This window comes from Thermoanaerobacterium aotearoense, assembly GCF_009905255.1.
Taxonomy (GTDB): Bacteria; Bacillota; Thermoanaerobacteria; order Thermoanaerobacterales; family Thermoanaerobacteraceae; genus Thermoanaerobacterium; species Thermoanaerobacterium aotearoense.
Genome location: NZ_CP047602.1, coordinates 2,592,559 through 2,615,770 on the forward strand (window position 1 = coordinate 2,592,559; position 23,212 = coordinate 2,615,770).

Here is a 23,212-nt window from a genome sequence, read left to right on the forward strand (position 1 = left end):
ATACATCATTTAAAACAGACTTCCAATATAATATCCTAAAAAAGCCCCAATGAGTCCAAACACGACAGTAACAGATGAGTACAAAAATGCATGCACATAATGTCTATTGCGAAAAAGATCAATTGTCTCATGAGAGAATGTAGAATATGTGGTAAAAGCACCAATAAATCCTGTCATGACAAACAATTTTACATCATTATTAAATAGATGAATAAGTTTCGGACTAGATAAAAAGCTTAATAATAAAGCACCTGTTACGTTTATGATAAATGTCTCCAACGGCACTACAAATTCTCTATTCTCCTTTATGTGCCTTGATATTTCATACCTTAATATAGCTCCAAAAATTCCTCCTAAACCCACTAATAGCATATTTAACATCAATTGTCTTCACGCCCTTTAATCATTTTTGCAGTCTTGTCTCCTAACTCAAATCCCATAAAAGACATAATAAATCCTATAAGTATTGACAGAAGCACATACGTTATTGCAACAGCAATTCTACCATTTCTCATCAGATCCATAGTTTCTTTAGTAAATGTAGAAAAAGTAGTAAAAGCACCGATAAATCCTGTAGTAATGGCAAGTCTTATATTGGAATTTACATTAAATTCTTCAAGTGCTAAATTTGAAATATAACTCAGCAAAAATGACCCAGAGATATTAATAAAAAAGGTTTTAATAGGAAATACAGTATGCAATATACTCTGATAGTAGGTAGAAATTATATACCGTAAAATAGCTCCAAAAAAACCACCAACGCCTATATAGATGTATTCCATGTAAATCACCCTCCATTTTCATAAGATAGTAATAAATAAGCTCCTATTGAGTTAGTATACCCAATAGGAGCCATCAGCATCATCGCATTTAATGGTGAGCTCCATCACCAATCTTAATTATATTATATCCCAAACAAACCGTATGTCAAATTATTTTTCATTAAACCGTAGTTTACATTTCCCTTCTGCCTTCTAAAGCTCTTGACAGCGTTACAGAATCTGTGTATTCGAGGTCACCGCCTACAGGTACACCGTGTGCAATTCTTGTCACCTTTATTCCAAAAGGTTTTATCAGCTTTGCGATGTACATTGCAGTTGCCTCACCCTCTATGTCTGGATTTGTGGCTAATATTATTTCATTGATTTCAGTATCTTTTATCCTCTCCAACAACTCTTTTACCTTTATATCCTCTGGTCCTATTCCATCCATAGGCGATATTGCACCATGAAGTACGTGGTATAGTCCTCTATATTCCCTCGTCTTTTCCATCGCTACTACGTCTTTGGGATCGGAAACTACACATATGGTATGTGTATCCCTCGTCTCGTCACTGCATATACTGCAAAGCTCACTATCAGTAAAGTTATAGCACTTTTTACAGTATCTTAAATTGTTCTTTGCCTCTAAAATAGCATTAGACAAGTTGACAACATCATCTAAAGGCATATCTAAGATGTAAAACGCCAGCCTCTGGGCCGTCTTACGTCCAATGCCGGGAAGTCTTGATAATTCATCAATAAGCTTTGATAATGACCTCGAATATACGTTCATTAATTAATTCACCTCAGAATAAACCAGGTATGTTGAAACCTCCTGTTATTTTTCCCATCTCTTCTGCAATCATCTTTTCAGCGCTTCTTAAAGCTTGATTTACTGCAGCTAATACAAGATCCTCCAACATCTCTACATCGTCTTTGTCAACGACATCCGGATCGATCTTTATGCTTATAAGCTCTTTTCTGCCATTTGCCACTACCTTTACAGCTCCACCGCCTGCAGACTCCTCAACCGTCTTGTTTTCAAGCTCCTCCTGCATTTTCTTCATTTGCTCCTGCATCTGCTGCGCTTGCTTTATCATGTTGTTCATGTTGAAACCGCCAGGAAATCCTCCTTTAGCCATCCAAATACCTCCTAATTAATTTTGTATTCTCTCTTATTTATATGCTAATTTTGACTTAGTAGTGATTAATCAATCTATTATTTCTACATCGCCAAAATATTTTCTTACAGCCTCAATTAACTGTTCATCCTCATTTTCTTCTACAGCAAAAACTATGTTGTAATCATTGCCTGTCAGTCTTTTAATAGCATCTTTAATGTAATCTTTATTTTCGATTTTATTAAGCTCTTCTTTGTAAAACACATGCTCCTTTGGATATTCTATCACAAAATTGCCATCTTTCAAATACGGTTTGCCTAAGCTTAAAAAAGAAAAAATCATCGGTCTATCTTTTTTTTTAATGCTTAACAGTTTTTTAAAAACCTCATTCACATTTATCTCAATGCTCTTATCGGCTTTATCAACTACGTCATCAGCCTTTTTTGCTTCTTTTTTTATCGCCACATCGTCAAAAGCCTTTTCAGGCTTCAAAGTTTCGTCATTAACGGCGATATCCTTCTCTACAGGCAGCATCATCTTACCGCTTTTAATCATACTCTCCAACATACTTAGCCTATCTAATATGCTGTCTATATCAGGCGAAATCTCCGGATTTATAAGCTTAAGCAATGTTATCTCCAGCATTATTCTTGGAGATTGGGCGTACCTTATCTTCCCTTGAAGATCCATCAATTTCTCCAATGCATTTGACAGAAATGCCATGTCAAATAAAGACGCATCCTTAATCGTATCATTTACCTCTGTTTCTAATATCTCTTCTGACTCAGCACCACACGTCTTGTATACAATCACATCTCTCAAAAAAGATAATAAAGCCTTCACCAAATTATTTACATCTATGCCGTAAAGCATCAATTTATCTATAAGCCTTATGGTTTCTTTTCCATCTCTATCACTTAAGCTTCTAACTAAAGCAAACAATGTATCATCATTTACAGTGCCAAGTATATCGCACACATCGTCATATGTTAAAACATCGCTGTATGAAGCACACTGCTCAAGTATGCTTATAGCATCCCTCATAGAACCATTTCCATGCTTTGCAATCAGTGCAATTGCTCTACCATCAATATTTATTTGGCTGTCCTCAGCTATTTTCTTTATGTTTTGTGAAATAACTTTCGCCGATATCCTTTTAAAGTCAAATCTCTGACACCTTGACAAAATAGTTGCAGGTATCTTGTTTGGCTCAGTTGTAGCCAGAATAAATATTGCATGCTGTGGAGGCTCTTCAAGTGTCTTTAAAAGGGCGTTAAAAGCACTGCCAGACAGCATATGGACTTCATCTATAATGTACACCTTGTATTTGCATGAAGAAGGAGCGTATATGATATTGTCCCTAAGTTCCCTCACATCATCTACACTGTTATTTGATGCCGCATCTATCTCTATTATGTCCATTAGAGAATTGTTATTAGCAGACTGGCATATCTGGCATTTGTTGCAAGGCTCTCCATCTACGCTATTAGGGCAATTAACAGCTTTTGCAAAAATCTTTGCAACGCTTGTCTTGCCTGTACCTCTTGTGCCGCAAAAAAGGTATGCATGTCCTATTCGTCCGCTTTTTATCTGATTTTTTAAAGTTCTGACAATATGATTTTGCCCTAAAACTTCCCCAAAGCTTCTGGGCCTATACTTTCTGTACAGTGATTGGTACATAGAAAAACACCTCATTTATTTAATTGTAACAAAAAAAAGGATACTTTTCTATATCCTTTTAGTTTGCCACTTCTGTTTCTATTTTAATCCTCTCCATCTTTTTTCTATCTCTCATGTATATAGATATTACGCTGTCAACAACCTTAGGATTAAACTGTGTACCTTTGTACTTCAACAATTCATTTACAGCCTCGTCAAATGAAATCCCTTTTCTATACGATCTATCAGATGTCATAGCATCGAATGAGTCTGCCACACACAGTATCGCAGCAATCAACGGTATGTTGTCGTCATTTAGTCCAAATGGATACCCTTTCCCATCATACCTTTCGTGGTGCTTTTCAATTCCATCTATTATATCCTTAGACAGTCCAATAGGTTCTAATATTTTCCTCGATATCTTTGGATGCTGCTTTATCTTGTCGTACTCCTCACTTGTAAGTCTGCCTGGTTTTGTAAGTATATTATCAGACACCCCTATCTTTCCTATATCATGCAGCAAGCCAGCGATTCTTATCTTTTCTATTTCGTCTTTCGGCAGTCCCATGCTTTCGGCTATAATCGCAGCGTACTTCGAGACTCTAAGCGAATGCCCTTTAGTATACTTATCCTTTGCTTCAACAGCATAAGCCAAAGCATCGATGGTCCTAAAGTACCAATTTCTCATGTTGTCATACAGATTTGCATTTTCTATGGCAATAGAAACACTATCAGCCACAGATCTCAACAAACTTATATCATTGGCAAGCCTTGAAGTAGTCAATATGTTTAAGATTCCCACAGCCTTATCTTTAGATATTAGCGGAACAGCTATCACGTTTTTTACATTTAATTCTTTCAATCGCAAAAACAAATCATCATTTAACGGAAATTTATTAGCATCCAAAACAGTGATTTCTTTTGAAACGAGAAGCTTAACATTTTCATCCGCCGACAATGACAGCTCCTTTAAAAGGGGCATGTCCCTCAATTCCCCTGCTGCAACCATAAGCTCTAATCTTCCTGACTCATTTATCGTCCTTATGGTACAAAGTGGTGAAGAAAGTATAGTAGATATTTTTTCAGCAATAGAGTAGAGAACGTCCCGCGGTTCTAAATTCTTAGTCAGCAATTGCGTCACGTTTCCTATGGCCAAAATCTGCCTATTTCTCTCCATTATCTCTTTTTTCGCATTGTTGTAATCAGTTATATCCCGCGACAAGCCTTGAATACTCACTATCTCATCTTCATTGTTCTTTATTACTTTAGCTCTCGTTTCTGTAAGAAGTATTGAACCATCTCTTTTTTTGAATTTTATTTCCGCCATGCTTATTCTGCCATTCATCAGATCTTCCATAATCTTCTTATCGTCGTCATGAATGAATTCTGTGATTTTTCTGCCTGTCATCTCATCCGGCAGGTAATCTAAATATCTCACTGATCTATTATTTATAAACTCTATATTGTACTCTCCATCAGTAGACCAGAGAATGTCTGAAATATTGTCTACCAACGTCCTGTACCTTGACTCTGATTTTTCAAGCTCGTTTGTCACAGCCTCCATTTGCTCATAAGAAGCCTCCAGCTCTGCATAGTAATCCTGCAATTCGTTGTTCTTCTTCAAAAGTTCCTGAGATTCTCTTTTTAACTCTTCATAAGTCGACTTTAGCTTATGTGACATTTCTTTAAAACTCTTTGACAGTTCTACAAACTCTTTCGAAACATATATATCAATATCATAATCGTATTCACCATCTATTATACGTTTAACACTTTCATTCAACTTTTCTATTGGATATGACAAGTGTTTCGACTCTGTCATCGCTATAAAAGCTGAAATAAACAATATCAAAATAGAAGCAAATATGTTGTTGCCAATGCCTTTTACTATGTGGACAAATGAAAGTAGATATACAAAGACTGAAACTCCAAATATTATGGCGAACAAGCGATTGCGATAACTTCTAAACATAAATACCTCCCTAAGCAGTAAAAGTCACTATTAATATTTTCGACAACGTACAAAAAAACTTTACACAAATTTTAAATATCAGAATATTTTTTTGATGAAACATTTTTTATGTATGTATTAAAATTTTTTAGTAAAAAACAATAAAATAAAAAGGCCGCACACCCGACTCTGTCATGTTACCATAAGCGTTACATAAGCAGTTAACTCCACTCAAGCGCTCCCCCGGCACATGAAAGTATTTGCTTACCGTTGCTTCCTTCCAGACCTGGCGGGGTTCACAAATTTCCATTGCGGAGGACTTGAATATCATAATCACTTACTTATGCCAGCCTTACAGTAATCATGCCTCGGCTCGGGAATTCGACCCTGCTATAGCGGATTGCAGGTTACAGGGCACCGCTACCTCCCCATCTAGTACGGCCATGTAAGTCCTTTTTAACTTACAACATTATTTTGTGCAATGCAAAACCTATTATACATCGTCTATATGTAAAAATCAACTCATGGATTGAGATTTTTGATGGATATTATGGATTAAGATGGGAATTACATTTAATGGCGGAGAGAGAGGGATTCGAACCCTCGGTACCCGTTTTGAGGGTACACACGATTTCCAGTCGTGCGCCTTAGACCAGCTCAGCCATCTCTCCATGATATTTCCATGGCGGAGAGAGTGAGATTCGAACTCACGAGGCGGGAATACGCCCACTCGCTTTCGAGGCGAGCGCTTTCGACCACTCAGCCATCTCTCCAGATTACCTTAGTCTACTAAAAAAATCATTTATCAAATTTTTGCATTCATCTTCCATGATGCCAAAATAAACTTCTGCTTTTTTATTTAAAAGGTCATATACAGTGCCTGCAGCACCGCTATCACGGCTTTCTGCACCTATATACACTCTTTTAATCCGAGACTCTATTATCGCACCTGCGCACATAGGACATGGCTCCAATGTGACATACAGCGATGCACCATTAAGTCTCCAATCACCAACGCTTTTACAAGCTTCTTTTATGGCATTTATTTCAGCGTGCTGTGTCGCATCTTTTTCTGTTTCTTTTAGATTGTGGCCTCTACCGATGATGATGCCATCTTTGACCACAACTGCACCAACCGGCATCTCTCCAAGCTTAAAGCTTAGCATAGCCTCATCTATAGCAGACTTCATAAACTCATTGTACATCTTAATCACACAAATGGTGCGCCCGAGAGGACTCGAACCTCCGGCACACGGTTTAGGAAACCGTTGCTCTATCCTGCTGAGCTACGGGCGCATGATTTATATTATAAATAAAATTTCAAATTTGTCAATACCATTATACAATATGCACTTAATTTAATCAAGTTTATCCGCATCCCAATCATCCGGCAATTTCATGGTCTTTTTCGCGATTTTTGCGTTGTTTTCTCTTTCACCTTTTTATTATCTCATCGTATCCTGCTGCAACAGAAAATATGATAGTTAATCTTTGAAAAACACGATCATAATTGTATTTTTCCATATTATTAAATCTTCAATTCCATTCTTCTATTTTTTGTCGTCATACCTAAACTTTCGTAAAACTTTATCGCATCGCTGTTAAATTCCCATACAGTTAATTCAAGTGTATCATAACCTAACTTTTTTGCATAATCAACAATATACTTAAATAGCATTCTCCCTATGCCTTTTCTTCTATGATTCGAACTAACGCATAAATCATCTATATAGACAAATTTTCTCTCTTTGAGAATTGGAATATTTCTCGTAGTCATTATTTCTACAATGCTGTAAGCTATTATTTCATTATTACTATCTTCTACGACAAAAATCTTCCCTTTATCGTCATTTAATATCTCCTTAAACCTTTCTTCTGTAAAAGGATTCTCCACATCAACATACACATCCGGCCTATTTTTAACATGTAGACTATGTACTTCTTTAACGAGAGTACTTATTGATTTATAATCATTAAATAATGCTTCTCTTATTTTTATGTTCATTATACTATCACCTGGATTTATATTGTAATTATAGAACATTCCATTTTCATACCAAATAATAAATGAAATAAGTTTATTATTACTGCAAACAATATCAAAATTTGTTTTCAATATCGCAAAAATCAAAAAGTTTTTAGCGTTTTATAAAATTTGTCAAAGTAATTATTTGAAAGGGCTTTCGCCTTTTATTTTAATATTCCTAACATAAATACTTTCGTTCTTTGGAACTCCATATACCAAAAAACTCATCTTCATTTATTATTGCCCTGAAAGGCGGCAACGTAAAATCAATAATAACCTTAATAACTGAATCAAAACTCATTTCAAATCTTAATATTTTTTGCAGAAATTAGTCCATCGTTTTTGAATTGCATCATCATTAGCTAATTGTGATATTACAGTAACAGAATCTTTTTCATATGGTGTACCACGATTAGAAAGAGTTTCGTAAATAGCCTCTTGTAATTTTCTACCCTCAAAATCAAATGTCGTCGCTAAATAATAAATATCATAAAAATCCTTCATACGCCCTGTAGCTTTCATTAATGATATAATAGCATCTAATTTCTCAGCCACAGTAGACTCTAACGAATATGTTAATACTTCAGGCTTTTCAAAGCCAGGAAGAAGGACCGGCAGTTTTCTTTCCACAACTGAAGGAATTATAATATCTCCAACTCCAAAATCAATACTAAAAGGTGTCTTAGTATTTCCAATTAAACCCATTAGATTAACTCGAATACCATGATATTCCTTTATTTCACTAATTACTTCTAACCCTCGGATCTCAAATCTAATAAAGTCATTTTGGCTAGGCGCAGAAATGATTTCGCGGACAAGCATCTCTACCGAATGTATATCATTTGAATAGTTCTTTAAAAGATAATCTGCATCAACTGTCGGTCTAGTAGTAAATTCACTAATTGTATATAAAAGAAAACCACCTTTGAGAATCAGATTATCTTTGTATTTCGATTGTGACAACCTACGTATAAACTCTTCTTGGCAAAAAAGATTTAACAGCTGTTGAAGTTGAATTCCTTTTTCTTTTGATTTGCTCTTTAACTTAGCCAAGATTGATGCAGCTATATCAGCCATTATACCCACACTCCTATATAGGTCTGAACCTTATTTTTGATATTAAACAATTCAGCGTATTCAAACAGCTTTCTTATATTTTTCTTTTGGTCTTTTACATAGCGCAGAACTGCATTGCTAAATACTTCTTTTTCAAGCTTATTTTCATAGCGAAGAACATCACATATAGTCCTATCACGGTCAAAAATTTTTATAGTGACACCTTCAACTTGTATTGTATCAACTCCAATCTTTAAAAATTTTGGTTCCAGATAATAAGGCTCTATTGGAGGGTATTCAATTTTATATTGGCTTTTTTCGCTGTTTTTATCAACTGCTATTTGCCATACTGAGGGTATTCTATCAGTATAGCCATAATAAATAAGTGCGCTTTCTAAAAAAATAACTGCATTAGGAAATAGCCTAGCTATAATGACTTCATCTGGATTAATACTATTTGATAGTTCATAATAGCCACGTTTGATTTTTCTAATTATATTTTTTTCAAGAAGCTTTTTTATTTTACGGCTTGAAATTCCAAGAGCATTAAGCTCTGAAGTTTTAAGCACGCCACCGTGTTTATTAAATTCCTTTTGAATAACATCTATATTAATCATTTTTTGCACCTCAACATACGCTTATCGATTCACAAAGCGGGTATTTTAGTGCAATTTTAGCATATTTTTTAGAAAATTTCAAGATTAATATATTGAAACGTTAGGAAATAAGGCTGCTGCTCCACTTTAATTTCATCGTGTGAAGTCAAATTGCCTAATTTTGCCTAGCCAATACCTACATAGCCATTTGTTCTCATATCATCCCAATAGCTATTGCCATTATCACCCGTGCCAATCCTAAAATAATTCACAGGCGGTCCAAACAATACACACATTGAATTCTTAAATAACTTGTAGATAATTCTGTCTTTTTTATAATTTGCATTAATTGCCCAGACATAGTATAAAGTTTATCATCTTGCACTGGCTTTACATTGCAGTAAATAAGGGCATGTACTTGCCATCTTGTAGAATGAAAGGCATCTATTTTATATGGATACAGCATATGATAGTACTTATGCACCCATCCAAGGTTTTGCATATTATATACTAATGTATTACTTAATTGTTCCTGTAGTTTTATATAATCTTCTATACTTGCATCATCTGAAAGTTTATCAATCAAATTTGTCCCAGCAACTAAAGCATCTCTTATTTTTCTGCCAAGTTCAACCGCTTCATCAACAGATAAAATAGTAGGATTTTGAGGGTTACCTGTAACCCACTTCCCGTCAGAGTTTCTTTTAAACATGGTAAACTTATATGAACTACCACCAGAAATGCTGCCATAACTACTAGAATTTGTTTTAAATTCATTATCGTTTTTTGAATTCCAGCCAATAACTTAATCCATCTTTATTACCAATATTAAAGATAGTATCTATCAAAAGTTCACCATCTAAACTTTTTAATCTCTCAGAGCTGAATTTTTCTTTAAATATGTTATATCCCTGATTTAATTGTTCAAGAGGCAATAGTTTTTTATCTGTCAGGAGTTTGTCACAAATCTTCTTTATTTCCTCTATTACATGATCATCCACTAAAATACCTCCATCTCAATCATATATAATTTTTTGTTACTCTTGACTCTTTGTCAGTTGTTCATCAAAACTCATCTCAAATCTCAATACTTTTTTACAAGAGTTGAACCATAGTCTTTGAATTGCATCATCATTATCTATCCCTCTCCAAAACATTCTCTACCCACTCTTTGACAAACTTCATCTGAGTTTTTCTGAAGGGTTCCATATCCATATATTCTCTTAAAGTTTTCACTTCAAATTCAACTTTTACACGCATAAACAACTACTTTATGCCCTTTTAGTTTCTTTACAAACTTTGCCCAATTTAATAAACACTCCATAAATAGCAATTATAGAATAAATCTAATCCTTTTATTTACCTCCTCAATATCATAATCAGGTTTTTATAAAAATTTCTCTGAATGTAATAGTAAATATCTATATCATATCAAATATACTAATTTGCTTACTTTCACATTTCCTATCCGGTAATCTTTTTATTAATTCGATATCTTTATTAAGCAAAAACATTGATTCAGGATTATGTTGATTATAATTTTTCATAGCCAATTCTCTATTATAATTAGCGTAGCAATAATAACATCCATTAGGGCATGTATTATACACACCTATATCTACACTTTTGTAACATCCACATTGTTTTCTAGTTGGACTTTTAGATAATTTGATATTTATATTAAATAATCTATTTAAATATTTGGCATCAATACAACTTGCCTTACTAATTCTATCGCTTATTAAAAAATCGTTGCAACAACTGTATAACTTTATATCATATTTCTCACCAATATCAGCTAATTTTTCAGCGACCTCTTTTTTATATATTATGTTTTTATCTAATAATTTAACGTCCCTAACTTTCTCTAAATATTCAAAATTTCTCAAAACCTTAGTATATATATTAGCAAAGCTAATGTAGCAACGATGTGTATAACCATATAATCTTTTTGCTATTTCGGCAAATTTATTAATATAAAAATCAGCTTCCGTTACATTTGTAAGAACTATGGGGTCAAACCTCCATTGAATATGTTCCGGAGAAAATTTTGTAGATATATTAATAAATTGCTCTATGGCTATATTAGGATCTATTACATTCTCTTCTAGTATTCCTTTTAGTCCCGTTATTGTAAATAAAAAATATAATCTGTACTTGTCTTTTAGCTCCTCCAATTTATTGAGCAATGGTCCATAATTTTTCGACCAGAATACAATAACATCCACATCTTCAGGATTTAAAGAAATTTCTTGTCCTAATTTATTGTACGGATTATATATTATTACTTTTTCATCACGTACTCTATTCATAAACCATTCAGCATAGAAAGCTGGAATATCAGTTCGTCTACTAGCAGATATTATCAACTTTATCATCCTTTTAGTATTAATAATTTTTATCAATAAAATGGAGCTATTTCAGGCCCTGGTTCAATATCAGGATACTCTAGTGGATCTATACCTTCAGGTAATCGCTCAAGATTTGCAATAATATTAATCTTATCTTTTTTAACCTTTATTGCGCTCTCTAATAATTGTACACTATGAGTATCAAATACTTCCATATTATAATTATCAACTACTTTCTTAATATTATTATCAGATAATAATAAAATTAGATTCTTTAATATATATGTTTTCCCATTTTTATATTGAATTTCTATTTCCTTTAATAACTTGTCTTGATCTATCTCATCACACTTTACATTTATTTTTATTAAAGATTGTGAACACATTAATTTTAACATATCAGATGAATTAGTATCAAATAAAATATTTTCTAAAATATTTATTACACATTTATCTTTCATTTCACCAAAAGCCCATATAATAGCATATTTTAAATACTTTGATTTTGTATGTCTTAATAGATTTATCATCTTTTTTAATAATTGTGGATACGAGCGTAATACTGTTATATTATATAACCATGTATATTCCATTATATTTTCTATAACATTAACTACATCAGGATTATATAATATTCCTGCTCTATATGTATAAAATCTATATTTAGCTCTTATTTTCTTGAGTGTAATATCGTCATATTTTGAAGTTAAGCTTCCGTATTTATTGTATAAATTTTGCAATTCTAAGGATAACTGTTGTTTTAATTCATCTATCTCTTTTATAAATTTTTGATTTTCATTTATAAATGTTTCTCTCCATCTGTCCACATCTAAATTAACTTTTATATATTTGGGGTAATTAACAGATGTATAATATTTGGAGAATAAGCGCACTATTCTCTTAATTATATTCTTTTCATAATATATTTTTCTATTAAGCCAGTCAGGACTAATAATCAAACCTATACTTTTTAAACAATCTGAATACCAATTAACAAATACTTCTCTATTATTTTTATATACTTTATAATATTCCTTATTTATACTATATATACTATGGAGAATTCGATCTAAACGTTTCTGAAAATCATCCAGCTCCTTATCATCATAATATATATTTTTTAAAGATGATTTATCTCCCATACTTGTTTTTTCTTTATTAATCTCAAGATATAAATCCTTAAGCTTGTTTTCAGCTTCTTTCCCCAATTCTTTAATTTGTTCTTCAGTTTTCCCAAATATAAAGATATCATCAACATAGCGCATATATCCATCGTTGGTTTTACTAATAAAATATTTGTCGAAGTCATCAAGATACAGATTTGCCAAAAATCCAGATGTTAATGATCCTTGTGGAAGTCCTTTGCCATTATTCACATATGGAATATGCCTTTTTATGAGAGAATTAATAAATTCTTTTAACCTACTATCTTTATATGGGATTAGCTTAATAATTTTATCGTACAATATATTTTGATTTATATTCGTATAAAATGATTTTATATCCAACTTTAAATAATAATTATTTTTGTTTAAAACTTTATTAAAAGCTTTTTTCATAAATTTATAATACCAACCATACCAAAAATACTCGTAGGAATATTCTGTATTAAGTTTTTTATTTAATCTATTTCCGCAACAATTACTTGAGAATTCCCTATCAATAACAATACCGATAATATCTAAGAATGATGCTCCAGCTATCGTATTGAAAATATTATCCATAACTTTTTGTCTATCATCTTTCTCATTTTTTGGTACTTTATATCCAATAAAATCGGTATTGAATTTATATCCTTTCAGTATTTCTTTCGAAAATCTGTTAATATTATCTTCTAAATTATATTCAAATAATTTAATTGCGATCTCATCATATGGAAATTCCTTTTTCAAACTCATTCGCGCTTTAAAAAATGAAGAAAATAATTCTTTGCTATCAGCCATTTTTGATGTGGTTGTATTATAGGTAACAATAGAACCATAGTAGCTCTCATAAATTTTACCTCTTCGCTCTTTATAAAAGTATGAATTAGGGAAATTATACATGCAATAATTATATTTATTTGATTTCAAGTAATCATATCTATTATAAATTCTATTTAATATTGACTGAACTAGTCTTTGTAATCTTCCAAGATCATCAAATTTTGCAGGTTCTACGGATAATAATATTGTATGAAGAGGTTCTATTTGATGAATTATAGGGTCAATTAATTTAACTATATCTATACGTCTTTCTTTAAACTCATCTTTGACCCATTTTAATATATTGCACATAGAAATAATTAGAAAATCATTATTTATCGTATTTAATATTTCATATATTTTTCTTATACATTCATCTTCAGGAAAATAATTATTTATCATATAAATATTAACTTCTATCAATATTTTATCACAAAATTCATTTATTAATCTTTTAGCAATATTTATATTATACTTACTTGGTTCAACCATTATTATATTAATTTTGGGTACATGATCTTTTAATTCTTTATAAAGTATATCTAACAATGCAAGACAAAATGTACCGGGCCCCGCCCCTATATCTAGTATTGTAATATTTTCTTGGCTAAATATTGATGTTGAAAAACTCGGATTTTGATCTTCATATCGATATATTATATCTTTAGCTTTATAAAAATGGGTTGAGAACCATCGATAAATATTACCTGCAACATCTTTTAAATTATATACTTGTTCTGGATTAAAGCATTCTTCAAACCCTTTACACTCTGGATTCGTTTCAAATTCTTTTATTAATTTACTATATATTTCTTCCAACTCTTTTGAAGCTCTATATTTATCGTCGATATTTTCCATCACCTGATTACCCGCCTCTTAAAATCTTCATTTGTTGAGATAGGTCTAAATATATCTTTTATAAATTGTTCTATGAAGTCCTTTGTTCTCCTTTACCTCAAATATATAATTATAACGTAAATTTTTATTTTTGATGAATACCAAAATTTATCATATATTTTTATGTAAAAATGTAACTACATTGTTATACATAACATCGAATTACTTATCAACAGTATTTGTTTTAATTTCCGATTATTAAGAAAATTCCTCAAAAATCTGTATCACGAATTATTACATCCATAATCATTAATACTTAATTTGGTTATTATTTTTTATATATTGATTAAACTTCTGCGCTTCTTTTTTATCATATTTAGGCCTAAATAATTTAAAATAACTAGAACTCTTTACACCTTCGAATTGTTTTATTTGAATTTCTCTATTACCATCCTTAAGAAAAATATTTTCTGATATACTATTTGGATATGGTTCTGTGTAATATATTATACATATTCCTGATTGAAGTATTTTTTTTGCACACAATTCACAAGGGAATGTTGTGGTATATATAACACCACCTTCCACACCCATTCCTCCTTTTGATGAAACCTGCAGTAGTGCATTTTCCTCAGCATGTAAAGCCCTACAATATTCTAACCGTTTTATTTTGACTTTTTGTAAAATCTCATTTTTTTCATTTTTTAAAAGATTACATTTTTCTAATTTTTTCTTTATTAACTTTTCAGATTGTAAATCTTTAAAGCAAATTGAGTCCATATCATTATAATCATTCAAATCATCAGCTTCGATAATGTCTTTAAAAGTATTAACAAAATAATACTTATCAATATTTTCAATAAAATCTGTTTTTTGTTTTAAGCCACAACCAATTTGTCCGTGCGCTACATCATTCCAACCAAAACCTAATACAAAACCATCTTTATCAGTAATAACTGCTCCAACTTTTCTCGATATACAAGATGATCTTAAGCTCAAAGAATAAGCTAAATTCATATTAGTTTCTTCTTTAGTTGGTTGAATACAACCAGGTGATATAATCAATGCATAATAGCGTAAAAATTTATCAAAAAGTTTTTTATCAAAATTTCTATCTTCATCATTATTTATTGCAATATCAGATAAATAATAACATTTGGATACATTTTGCTTAAATATCCCATTTATATCGGATTCATCTCCCCAATCTCGTTCATCTATTTGCTTAAATTTTTCTTCAAACTCCCCCTTCTCTATTTGTATCTTTCTATTTATATTATTAAACATTCTACTTTCACGATTTTCTTTTTTAGCATATATAGAAATAAGATAAAATGCATTATATCTGTTTTTAAAATAATTAACTTCTCCAGGATTTCTAAATGCATCAATAACAAAACAATTAATTTTGTTCTGATCAGATCTATTTCTGTAATACTTTATTAATCTATCAGCTTCTTCCGCAAGTATGCTAATATTATATTCTGAAAAACTATCTACTTTATCATCAAAAGAATTTCTTGTACGCCTTAAATTATTACCGAAATTTTGTAAATGGAACTCCTCTATTTCGCCTTTGAAATATTTTTCAATTTCATATTCCATAATTTGTTCTTTTATTTTATCAATTTGATCAAGCATAATATCAATTCTTTTTAGTTGATCACTATTTAATCTAGAAAAATCTTCTACTTTATAATAAAAATCTATATCTTTTTCAATTTTCCCCTTAGCTTTACATAATATTTCATCAAGTTCAGTATTTTTATTTTTCCATCTTATGTATTCATTACCGTGCATATTTTTAATAGTTAGCATAACGATAATTGTTGACATTGAAATGTAAACAAATTTAGGATTATTCGTATTAATAATTGTATCAAAAATTATACGATCTTCTAGGCATTTTTTTAATTCTTGTTGTAACTTATCTAACTCGCTATTATACATTTCATTTTTTATATATACATCTTTATATATATTATAATTATTTTCTGTTTTCTCTTTCTCTCCTTTTTCATAATTCCTACTATATTTCATATCTTCTTTAATTCGTCTTATTTCATCGCTTAATTTTATAATACGCTTATGTAAATTATTCTCCTTTTTAGTTATTAAATTCGAAAATCCTTTTTTATTAATCATTCCGCATATATTCTTGCCTAATGTTGTACATCCAGCTCCAATTGGACCAGTTAATCCAATAACTAAAAATGGTATGTTATACATATCTAAACCTCCCTCTATAATCTTTGATTTTCTTTTAATATCTCACTCATTCTCAGATTCTCACGATCTTCAAAGAAGCCCTCATGTATATCAATGCTATTTATTCATGAATTTGACATGTGATATGTAACCCAAATAAGCTTCTATTGTTCTTTCCATATTTTGGCCTATGGATTCCACTTAAGCTCATGTGGCATACCCTCCCATGTCTCACAGGATCTTTGTCCTTAATTCCTTCGTTCTGCCTTACATGAGGTGGATGTCAATTATGCTCCCATGCTGGGTCTTATGCCCTTATGGTAAAATTACCAACCTGACAATTCCGGCTCTCTTTGTCAATCTTCGAATTTTTAAATTGAGTTTTAAATCTTTATTTGCTTTATTTTTGGCACCGCTTAATTATCCAAACCATCGCAGGAGCGAGGCTGTCAAGGGTCAGCTTTGTGAAGTGAAACGCAGCAAAGCTGAGACGTGGTCCTTGCCCTTGACTGACGAGTGACTGCGGTGTATCATCACCACGGCGGTGCAATTTATGCAGCATTCCTAATCTCTGGTCTTTTTATGTCTCTTAACATCTTATTTCCGTTGTATTTTACTCCTTTTTTCAGTATGACAAAAAATACTCTAATTAGCTTGCAGCATAAAACTATCATGGACTGTTTCTTTTTTAGCGGGTTTTCTTTTCTTGTGGTGTAGTATTTGTGCAATTCCTGAAATTCTTTATTGTTTGCAAGTATGGGCATCATCATTTTGTATAAAGTACTTCTTAGCCGCCTTCTTCCTCTTTTGCTTATGGTGGTTTGCCCTTTATGCTGCCCTGAACTATTCTCAACCAGATTGTAACCCGCAAGCTTCTGGATTTGTTTTGGATGCTCATATCTTGTTATATCGCTAACTTCAGCAATAAATGTTGCTGCTGTTATTACTCCTACACCTTTTATACCTAGCATTTCACTAGCATCAGATACTTGCATAAAAAGCTCTTCTATTTTGCTTTCTATTTCTTTAAACTGCTTTACTAGCATTTCGTACTGTTCAAGTATAATTTTTATCTCTATCTCTGCCATCTCAATGCCATCTCTTTTACCCACACTTCGACTGGCAGCTTCTATAAGCTTTAAAGCCCTCTTTATACCTACAGCACGGTTAACTTCCTTCTTCCAGGCTGCAAGTATTTCTTTGGCTCCAATACCTAATATCTTTGCAGGCGTTGGAAATTCTTTCAATGTTATCAGTGCCGCTTTCCCTTCCCAATCTGCAAAAACTTTATTAAACTCAGGAAAGTATATATCAAGCCATCTTGCAACCCGGTTCTTTATCTTATTTAAGTCTTTTGTAAGCATTTCCCTTATGTCCACTGCAATTCTAAGCTCGCTGTATATACCCTCAGGTATATTAGGTTCAACATATCTTCCATCTTTAACTAGCATTGCAATTGTCTTAGGGTCTTTTCTGTCATTTTTAGTTGGCGAGTTATCATCAAATTCCTTACTTCTTTTTACGTGGAATGGATTTACCAGCACCACCTTATGGTTCTTATCTTTAAGAAACTGTGCAAAGCAGAGCCAATAATGGCCTGTTGGTTCCATGCCAACCATTAAATGCTCTTTGTTGCTTTTATTCATAATCTCTGCAGCCCATTTAAAGAATCTTTCCATTCCATCAATGTCATTGCTAAATTCAATACGCTTACCGTATTCTATTCCTCTAAAATCAAAAGCTCTAGCGTGATGTGTCTCTTTAGCAATGTCTACACCTACAATTAATGTCTTTTCTGTTATTTGCAATATCTTTAAATTTTGGTTATACTTCATATTAGGTACCTCCTTGTTATTTGAGAGTCGTGTTCATGAACAATCGACATCTTGTATTTTATCAGGAGGTACTTTTTATTTCAAATCTTATATTTTTTTATTACAGGAATGCTCTATTAATCGATTGTTGCTTTTAATCCATATTCTAACCGATATTTCGATTCCAAGCCAAGTATATTACTTTTTATTAACATTTCTCTCCCTTATAAAATCTATATAACCCATAGCACGAAAAAGCGAACAGATTGTAAAGCTATCATTAATTGTCCCATTTAATGCCATTTGATAAACTTCATCAAAGCTTCTAAAAAGTAATTTAGATATACCTTCATCATAGCCAATCATTTCTTGTACTTTATATGAATCAATTCCAAGAAATAATTCTACTTTATTCATTATCAAACCACTATCAGGGTAAATATATCCTAATGAAATTAAGGTTCTGCATGAATAACCTGTTTCTTCAAAAAGTTCTCTTTTTGCTGTCTCTTCCGGAGACTCTCCATTTTCGCTAAAACCACGAATAATTTCAATTTCATTTGTATTTAAAGCATCCCTTTTTATATCTAATAAAATTATTTTTCTATCTTCAGTTATCGGAATAATTGCTGCACCTGGTTTTAAGCAATATAATCTAAGAATACCATTATTTAAAATAACCTTATAATACTTATTTTTAAACAAAGTTTCACTTGTCATCATGAGCCTTCTTTCCTCATTTTACCTTCGGAAATATTTAATTTGAAATCTTTATTTAATTTATCAAAAATGTTTATTCCAGATTTTATTTCAGTCAATTTATTTGCATTATTGGATTTAAGTTTTTCAATAGCTTCTCTCTGTTTTGATTGATATTTTTTAAAAGCTATAGATAAACCTTTTAAAAACAATGTACTTGCTATTGTGAAAGACAAATCATTTATTAATAATCCTAATGTAATATTTATAATATCATTCGAATATTCAAATATCTTTTCGTTTATTGTTAATTTCTTTTCTCGTTTTAATATATCTTGATATTTTTCTTTATCAATAAGTTGAGGAATTAAAACATTGATTTTATCATTATATTTTGCAAATAGATTTACATAATCTTCATATTTATACTTTGTATTCAAATTTCTAATTGCAGAAATGTAATTTTTATACTCTGATGTTTTTCTAATTTCTACTATTTGATCAACACTCAAATTTGATAACAGTCCATAATCAAAAATTAATGTATTTATCTCATTATATTGACTTTTTATTAAATCGTGTTTGGAATTAATTTGTTGCTCTCTGAAAAAAATCTCTTTAATTAACTTGTTATTTTCAGTTATAAAGTCAGGATATGCTACCATCAATCCATAATACTCTGGTATATTATAATTATACAAAATATCTATAATATCAATAATTTCATTTTTTAAATTCTGAGAAACTCTATTGTTCCTCTTAATCGTATTAATTATGTCAATTCTATATAAAACATCGTTCTTCATTACGTTTTCGATATCATTTAATATTTTTTTCCTTTCACCGTTTAACTTAAGCCTTCCAAAGTTAATTTCATTGCCAAAAAAACTTAATACATTATAAGTAAAATTTTTACTTATAGTTTTTTCATTCCATTTAAAAATATTTTTATTTGTACTCTCATCAATTTTTTCAATATAATCTCTGTCAAGTTGCTCTTTGATAGTTTTTCTTTCACACATTTGAAAATATAAATCATTAAAATTATTAACACTATTTCTTAATAGTGGGACAATAATTCCACAGTCAATATATTTAAATCCATCTGCTGTATCTACAAAAAAATCACGTACAATTCTATTGTTAATAAAAAAGGAATCTGCTATTGTTATTCTATCAGAAATTAAAGCGTATAGATTGACAACTGCTTTGAACAAATCAACATTGATATGATTTTCAAATACATCATCAGCATATGATAAAAAAACATCAGATGAATCAAATTTATCCTTATACATTATGTATTTCTCTCACTCCTAAATTTAATATCTATTAGTAAATAACATAATCCTTTTGTTTACTTAGATTTATAACTGTTATCATATGCATCATTCCTTTTTTATTTTTCCTTTATAGCAGCCACTTCATCGCTTGCATATTTTAGTCTATAGTATTTTATTGTCTCTTTAAGCCCATCTTCTAATGAATAATCTGGTTTCCATCTAAGCACATCTTTTGCTTTTTTATTATCAAGATAGCTATGTAATATATCGCCTTTTCTGGGCTCTTTATATATAGGTTTTAATGGTTTTTCCATGAATTTATTCATTATCTCAACTAGCTCATTTATAGTAGTTGATCTGTTTGTGCTTATATTTATAATCTCGTTGTCGCCTTTTTCAAGTGCTAAAAGGTTTGCTTTTGCTACATCTTTTACATATATAAAATCTCTCGTCTGATTGCCATCTCCAAATATCACAGGATTTTTCCCACTCAGCATCTTATCAATAAATATAGATATTACTCCACCCTCACCTTTAGGATCCTGCCTTATGCCGTATACATTGGCATATCTTAATATCGTATATTTTAAACCGTATAGTTCATTGTACACTTTTATGTAATGCTCTGGTGTATGCTTTGATATGCCATAATACGATATGGGATTAACCCTGTGTTTTTCATCAACACCTAAATACTCTGGATCTCCATATACAGCCGCTGAAGATGCATAAACAATCTTTTTAACATCGTATTTTCTACAGCACTCTAGCAAATTAATCGTGCCTATAATATTCACCTTTGCGTCAAAAACTGGATCATTTATAGACCTCTGTATATCTATCTGCGCCGCATGATGTATTACGATGTCAATTTTTTCATATTCAAATACCTTGTATAAATCATCATCTGTAATGTCTATGTTGTAAAATCTGGCTTTTTTATTTATGTTCTCTTTCTTGCCTGTAGACAAATTGTCAACTACAGCGACATCATATCCATTGTCTATAAGAAGATCTACTATATTTGATCCTATGAAACCTGCTCCACCTGTAACTAATATGTTCAATTAGATACCTCCTAGTATAATATATTTGTAACAAAGTTACATAATTTATATCAAATCGGGAGTTAATACACCGAACAATAATTTAACATGACCTTTCTATGTTCGGATTTATCCTAATGCTCAACTCCTATATTATGCATATCTTGTCTTAAATGACTTTATATGTCACATCTTAAAAGTCATTTAAGACGCTTTTAAATAAATAATTTGGGATATCCTTTAAGCCGGTATAGACTTAAGCTTTAACTTTGTGTACAATCTTCTCTGAATAGAGGATAAATGTATCACCTCCTGGGAGATCGTCCTTACGGTCTATACCCGTGAAATAGCTAATTATTCCATTTAGTGAGGATTTATGTTTTGGCTGGTTGGGACCGGCTTTTCGGGATACCCGCGTCACATGCTAGGTTGTTTACTCACTAAATAGAATGGATATTCTTATTCACTTTTACTTAAAGGAGTTGTTATTTTATGAGTTTTTTGCCTAATTATATTAGTGTCGGTATTGATGTCGCTGCTGATTTTAGCTGGTTTTGCATCTTGACACCTGATGGAAGGGAGTTTAAAAAGCCATTTAAGGTTGATCACGATAATGCTGATTCCCTTAAAAATGCTGCTCTGTCAATTAAAAAGGCAGAAGAGCAATTCTCCATGAAATCTAAGATATTTCTGGAGTCTACGGGAATCTACCATTTCCCACTCTTCTGCCACCTAAAAGAATTAGGATTTGAGGTTTTTGTTATTAATCCTCTCATTACTAATTCTAACAAAAATATTGGTATAAGAAAAGTGAAAAATGATAGACTTGATGCAAAACGTATTGCTGTTACTGGTTATTCGCCTGATACTAAGGTTTCTGTTATGCCCGCTGAGTTAATTTTAAATCTTAGATGTTTATGCAGAGAGTACTATAGCCTTGTCGATAATCGTACTTCTTATGTGAATAAGCTTAAAGCTCAATTGCATATTGTTTTCCCTGGTTTTTGCAATGTTTTCTCTGATGTTACTGGAATCGCAGCTATCTCTCTGTTAAAAAGATTTCCAACACCAGAGGATGTTATTAATGCTCAGTCTGATGAAATAGTTAAGCTTATTTCAACGTCATCCAGAAAAGGCTTGAATTATGCTAAAGCTAAGTATGATAAGTTGTTTAAAGCTGCTAAAAATGCTTTGAATTTCAGGTATAATTTACCTTCTGTCTATGACGTACTAAAAGTGTATATTTATTTCATAGAAGAATTTGATAAAAAGATTAATCTAATATTATCTAAAATCAAGGCATTTGTGGATGAAAATAAGTCTGAGAAATTTGTACAGCAAATTTATTACCTCGATTCTATACCTGGTGTTGGTTTTCTATCAGCGGTTACTCTTATGTGTGAAATAGGCGATTTTTCAGCATTTAGAAAGCCTAAGCAGCTTTTTGCATATTTTGGTGTGGATCCTTCTGTTAATGAATCTGGTCATTTTAAAGGTACTGACAATAAAATGTCCAAAAGAGGTTCTAAAATTGCCAGGCGTGTTCTCTATGCCATTGCTTTAGCTCCTGTAAGGGTTAAAAGAAATGGCACAGCAATAAATCCTGTACTTTATGATTATTACCAGAAAAAGAAGGAATCGAAACCTAAAAAAGTAGCTCTTGGAGCAATTATGCACAAGATTTCAGATATTGTATTTGCTGTTCTAAGAGATAATAAGCCTTTTGTATTAAAGACACCTGATGAACACCAACTACAATATCAAAACATTCATAAAGCTGCTTAAAGTCTTGCACTATACTTGGAAATAGCTATTAACCATATTAAGTTTTCAAAGTTCG

20 protein-coding genes, 3 tRNA genes, 1 other RNA gene, 1 pseudogene and 1 riboswitch are annotated in these 23,212 nt (G+C 31.4%); of the genes and pseudogenes, 1 reads left to right on the forward strand and 24 read right to left on the reverse strand.

Going from position 1 to position 23,212, the window contains the following annotated elements:
* Positions 1-9: 9 nt before the first annotated feature.
* The 24 genes and pseudogenes from crcB (GSH73_RS12985) to GSH73_RS13100 all read right to left on the reverse strand — a co-directional run bounded on the left by crcB (GSH73_RS12985) (position 10) and on the right by GSH73_RS13100 (position 21,393).
* Positions 10-381 carry a fluoride efflux transporter CrcB gene (crcB, locus tag GSH73_RS12985; protein ID WP_014757554.1) on the reverse strand — a complete coding sequence of 124 codons (372 nt, stop codon included), beginning with the start codon at positions 379-381 and terminating at the stop codon, positions 10-12.
* Entirely contained in the window at positions 381-782 is a 402-nt protein-coding gene (gene crcB, locus GSH73_RS12990; protein ID WP_014757553.1) for a fluoride efflux transporter CrcB, read from the reverse strand. The genes crcB (GSH73_RS12985) and crcB (GSH73_RS12990) overlap by 1 nt, the downstream gene beginning before the upstream one ends.
* Positions 783-839: 57 nt before the next feature.
* A riboswitch (Fluoride riboswitch) is annotated at positions 840-900 on the reverse strand.
* Between the two features lie 54 nt (positions 901-954).
* A complete protein-coding gene (gene recR, locus GSH73_RS12995; RefSeq protein ID WP_014757552.1) occupies positions 955-1,554 on the reverse strand; it encodes a recombination mediator RecR in 600 nt (199 codons plus the stop codon).
* A gap of 13 nt (positions 1,555-1,567) precedes the next feature.
* Entirely contained in the window at positions 1,568-1,903 is a 336-nt protein-coding gene (locus tag GSH73_RS13000; protein WP_013786874.1) for a YbaB/EbfC family nucleoid-associated protein, read from the reverse strand.
* A gap of 69 nt (positions 1,904-1,972) precedes the next feature.
* A complete protein-coding gene (dnaX, locus tag GSH73_RS13005; RefSeq protein WP_160175252.1) occupies positions 1,973-3,562 on the reverse strand; it encodes a DNA polymerase III subunit gamma/tau in 1,590 nt (529 codons plus the stop codon).
* A 58-nt stretch (positions 3,563-3,620) separates the two neighbouring features.
* A complete protein-coding gene (locus GSH73_RS13010) occupies positions 3,621-5,513 on the reverse strand; it encodes an HD domain-containing phosphohydrolase (protein ID WP_014757550.1) in 1,893 nt (630 codons plus the stop codon).
* A 154-nt stretch (positions 5,514-5,667) separates the two neighbouring features.
* Positions 5,668-5,933, reverse strand: an RNA gene (gene ffs / locus GSH73_RS13015) — signal recognition particle sRNA large type.
* Between the two features lie 136 nt (positions 5,934-6,069).
* A tRNA-Ser gene (locus GSH73_RS13020) sits at positions 6,070-6,163 on the reverse strand.
* Positions 6,164-6,175: 12 nt separating this feature from the next.
* Positions 6,176-6,265, reverse strand: a tRNA-Ser gene (locus GSH73_RS13025).
* A 3-nt stretch (positions 6,266-6,268) separates the two neighbouring features.
* Positions 6,269-6,697: a nucleoside deaminase gene (locus GSH73_RS13030; RefSeq protein WP_038069140.1), complete on the reverse strand. Its 429-nt coding sequence runs from the start codon at positions 6,695-6,697 to the stop codon at positions 6,269-6,271.
* A 14-nt stretch (positions 6,698-6,711) separates the two neighbouring features.
* Positions 6,712-6,788, reverse strand: a tRNA-Arg gene (locus GSH73_RS13035).
* A 232-nt stretch (positions 6,789-7,020) separates the two neighbouring features.
* The gene (locus GSH73_RS13040; RefSeq protein WP_038069136.1) at positions 7,021-7,497 is read right to left on the reverse strand and encodes a GNAT family N-acetyltransferase; all 477 of its coding nucleotides are present in this window, start codon (positions 7,495-7,497) and stop codon (positions 7,021-7,023) included.
* A 330-nt stretch (positions 7,498-7,827) separates the two neighbouring features.
* A complete protein-coding gene (locus GSH73_RS13045; protein ID WP_014757547.1) occupies positions 7,828-8,595 on the reverse strand; it encodes a nucleotidyl transferase AbiEii/AbiGii toxin family protein in 768 nt (255 codons plus the stop codon).
* Positions 8,595-9,191, reverse strand: coding sequence for a type IV toxin-antitoxin system AbiEi family antitoxin domain-containing protein (locus GSH73_RS13050; RefSeq protein ID WP_014757546.1), 597 nt, complete (start codon positions 9,189-9,191; stop codon positions 8,595-8,597). The genes GSH73_RS13045 and GSH73_RS13050 overlap by 1 nt, the downstream gene beginning before the upstream one ends.
* 247 nt (positions 9,192-9,438) lie before the next feature.
* Positions 9,439-9,882 carry a hypothetical protein gene (locus tag GSH73_RS13055; RefSeq protein ID WP_051408275.1) on the reverse strand — a complete coding sequence of 148 codons (444 nt, stop codon included), beginning with the start codon at positions 9,880-9,882 and terminating at the stop codon, positions 9,439-9,441.
* Between the two features lie 64 nt (positions 9,883-9,946).
* Positions 9,947-10,171, reverse strand: coding sequence for a hypothetical protein (locus GSH73_RS13060; RefSeq protein WP_051408274.1), 225 nt, complete (start codon positions 10,169-10,171; stop codon positions 9,947-9,949).
* A 133-nt stretch (positions 10,172-10,304) separates the two neighbouring features.
* Positions 10,305-10,424, reverse strand: a pseudogene (locus GSH73_RS13795) (type VII toxin-antitoxin system MntA family adenylyltransferase antitoxin); the annotation flags it as partial.
* A gap of 167 nt (positions 10,425-10,591) precedes the next feature.
* Entirely contained in the window at positions 10,592-11,539 is a 948-nt protein-coding gene (locus tag GSH73_RS13070) for a DUF1848 domain-containing protein (protein WP_014757545.1), read from the reverse strand.
* A gap of 32 nt (positions 11,540-11,571) precedes the next feature.
* A complete protein-coding gene (locus GSH73_RS13075) occupies positions 11,572-14,343 on the reverse strand; it encodes a reverse transcriptase domain-containing protein (protein ID WP_014757544.1) in 2,772 nt (923 codons plus the stop codon).
* A 288-nt stretch (positions 14,344-14,631) separates the two neighbouring features.
* The gene (locus GSH73_RS13080) at positions 14,632-16,551 is read right to left on the reverse strand and encodes a deaminase (protein WP_014757543.1); all 1,920 of its coding nucleotides are present in this window, start codon (positions 16,549-16,551) and stop codon (positions 14,632-14,634) included.
* Between the two features lie 530 nt (positions 16,552-17,081).
* Entirely contained in the window at positions 17,082-18,365 is a 1,284-nt protein-coding gene (locus GSH73_RS13085) for an IS110 family RNA-guided transposase (protein WP_014757542.1), read from the reverse strand.
* A gap of 177 nt (positions 18,366-18,542) precedes the next feature.
* On the reverse strand, positions 18,543-19,067 hold the full coding sequence (locus GSH73_RS13090) for an NUDIX hydrolase (protein ID WP_084214984.1): 525 nt from the start codon (positions 19,065-19,067) through the stop codon (positions 18,543-18,545).
* On the reverse strand, positions 19,064-20,341 hold the full coding sequence (locus GSH73_RS13095) for a hypothetical protein (RefSeq protein ID WP_014757540.1): 1,278 nt from the start codon (positions 20,339-20,341) through the stop codon (positions 19,064-19,066). The genes GSH73_RS13090 and GSH73_RS13095 overlap by 4 nt, the downstream gene beginning before the upstream one ends.
* A gap of 101 nt (positions 20,342-20,442) precedes the next feature.
* Positions 20,443-21,393 carry an SDR family oxidoreductase gene (locus tag GSH73_RS13100; protein ID WP_014757539.1) on the reverse strand — a complete coding sequence of 317 codons (951 nt, stop codon included), beginning with the start codon at positions 21,391-21,393 and terminating at the stop codon, positions 20,443-20,445.
* Between the two features lie 471 nt (positions 21,394-21,864).
* On the opposite strand from GSH73_RS13100, the gene GSH73_RS13105 reads away from it, so the two are divergent.
* Positions 21,865-23,157, forward strand: a complete 1,293-nt coding sequence (locus GSH73_RS13105) for an IS110 family RNA-guided transposase (protein WP_014757538.1) — start codon at positions 21,865-21,867, stop codon at positions 23,155-23,157.
* The last annotated feature ends 55 nt before the right edge of the window (positions 23,158-23,212 follow it).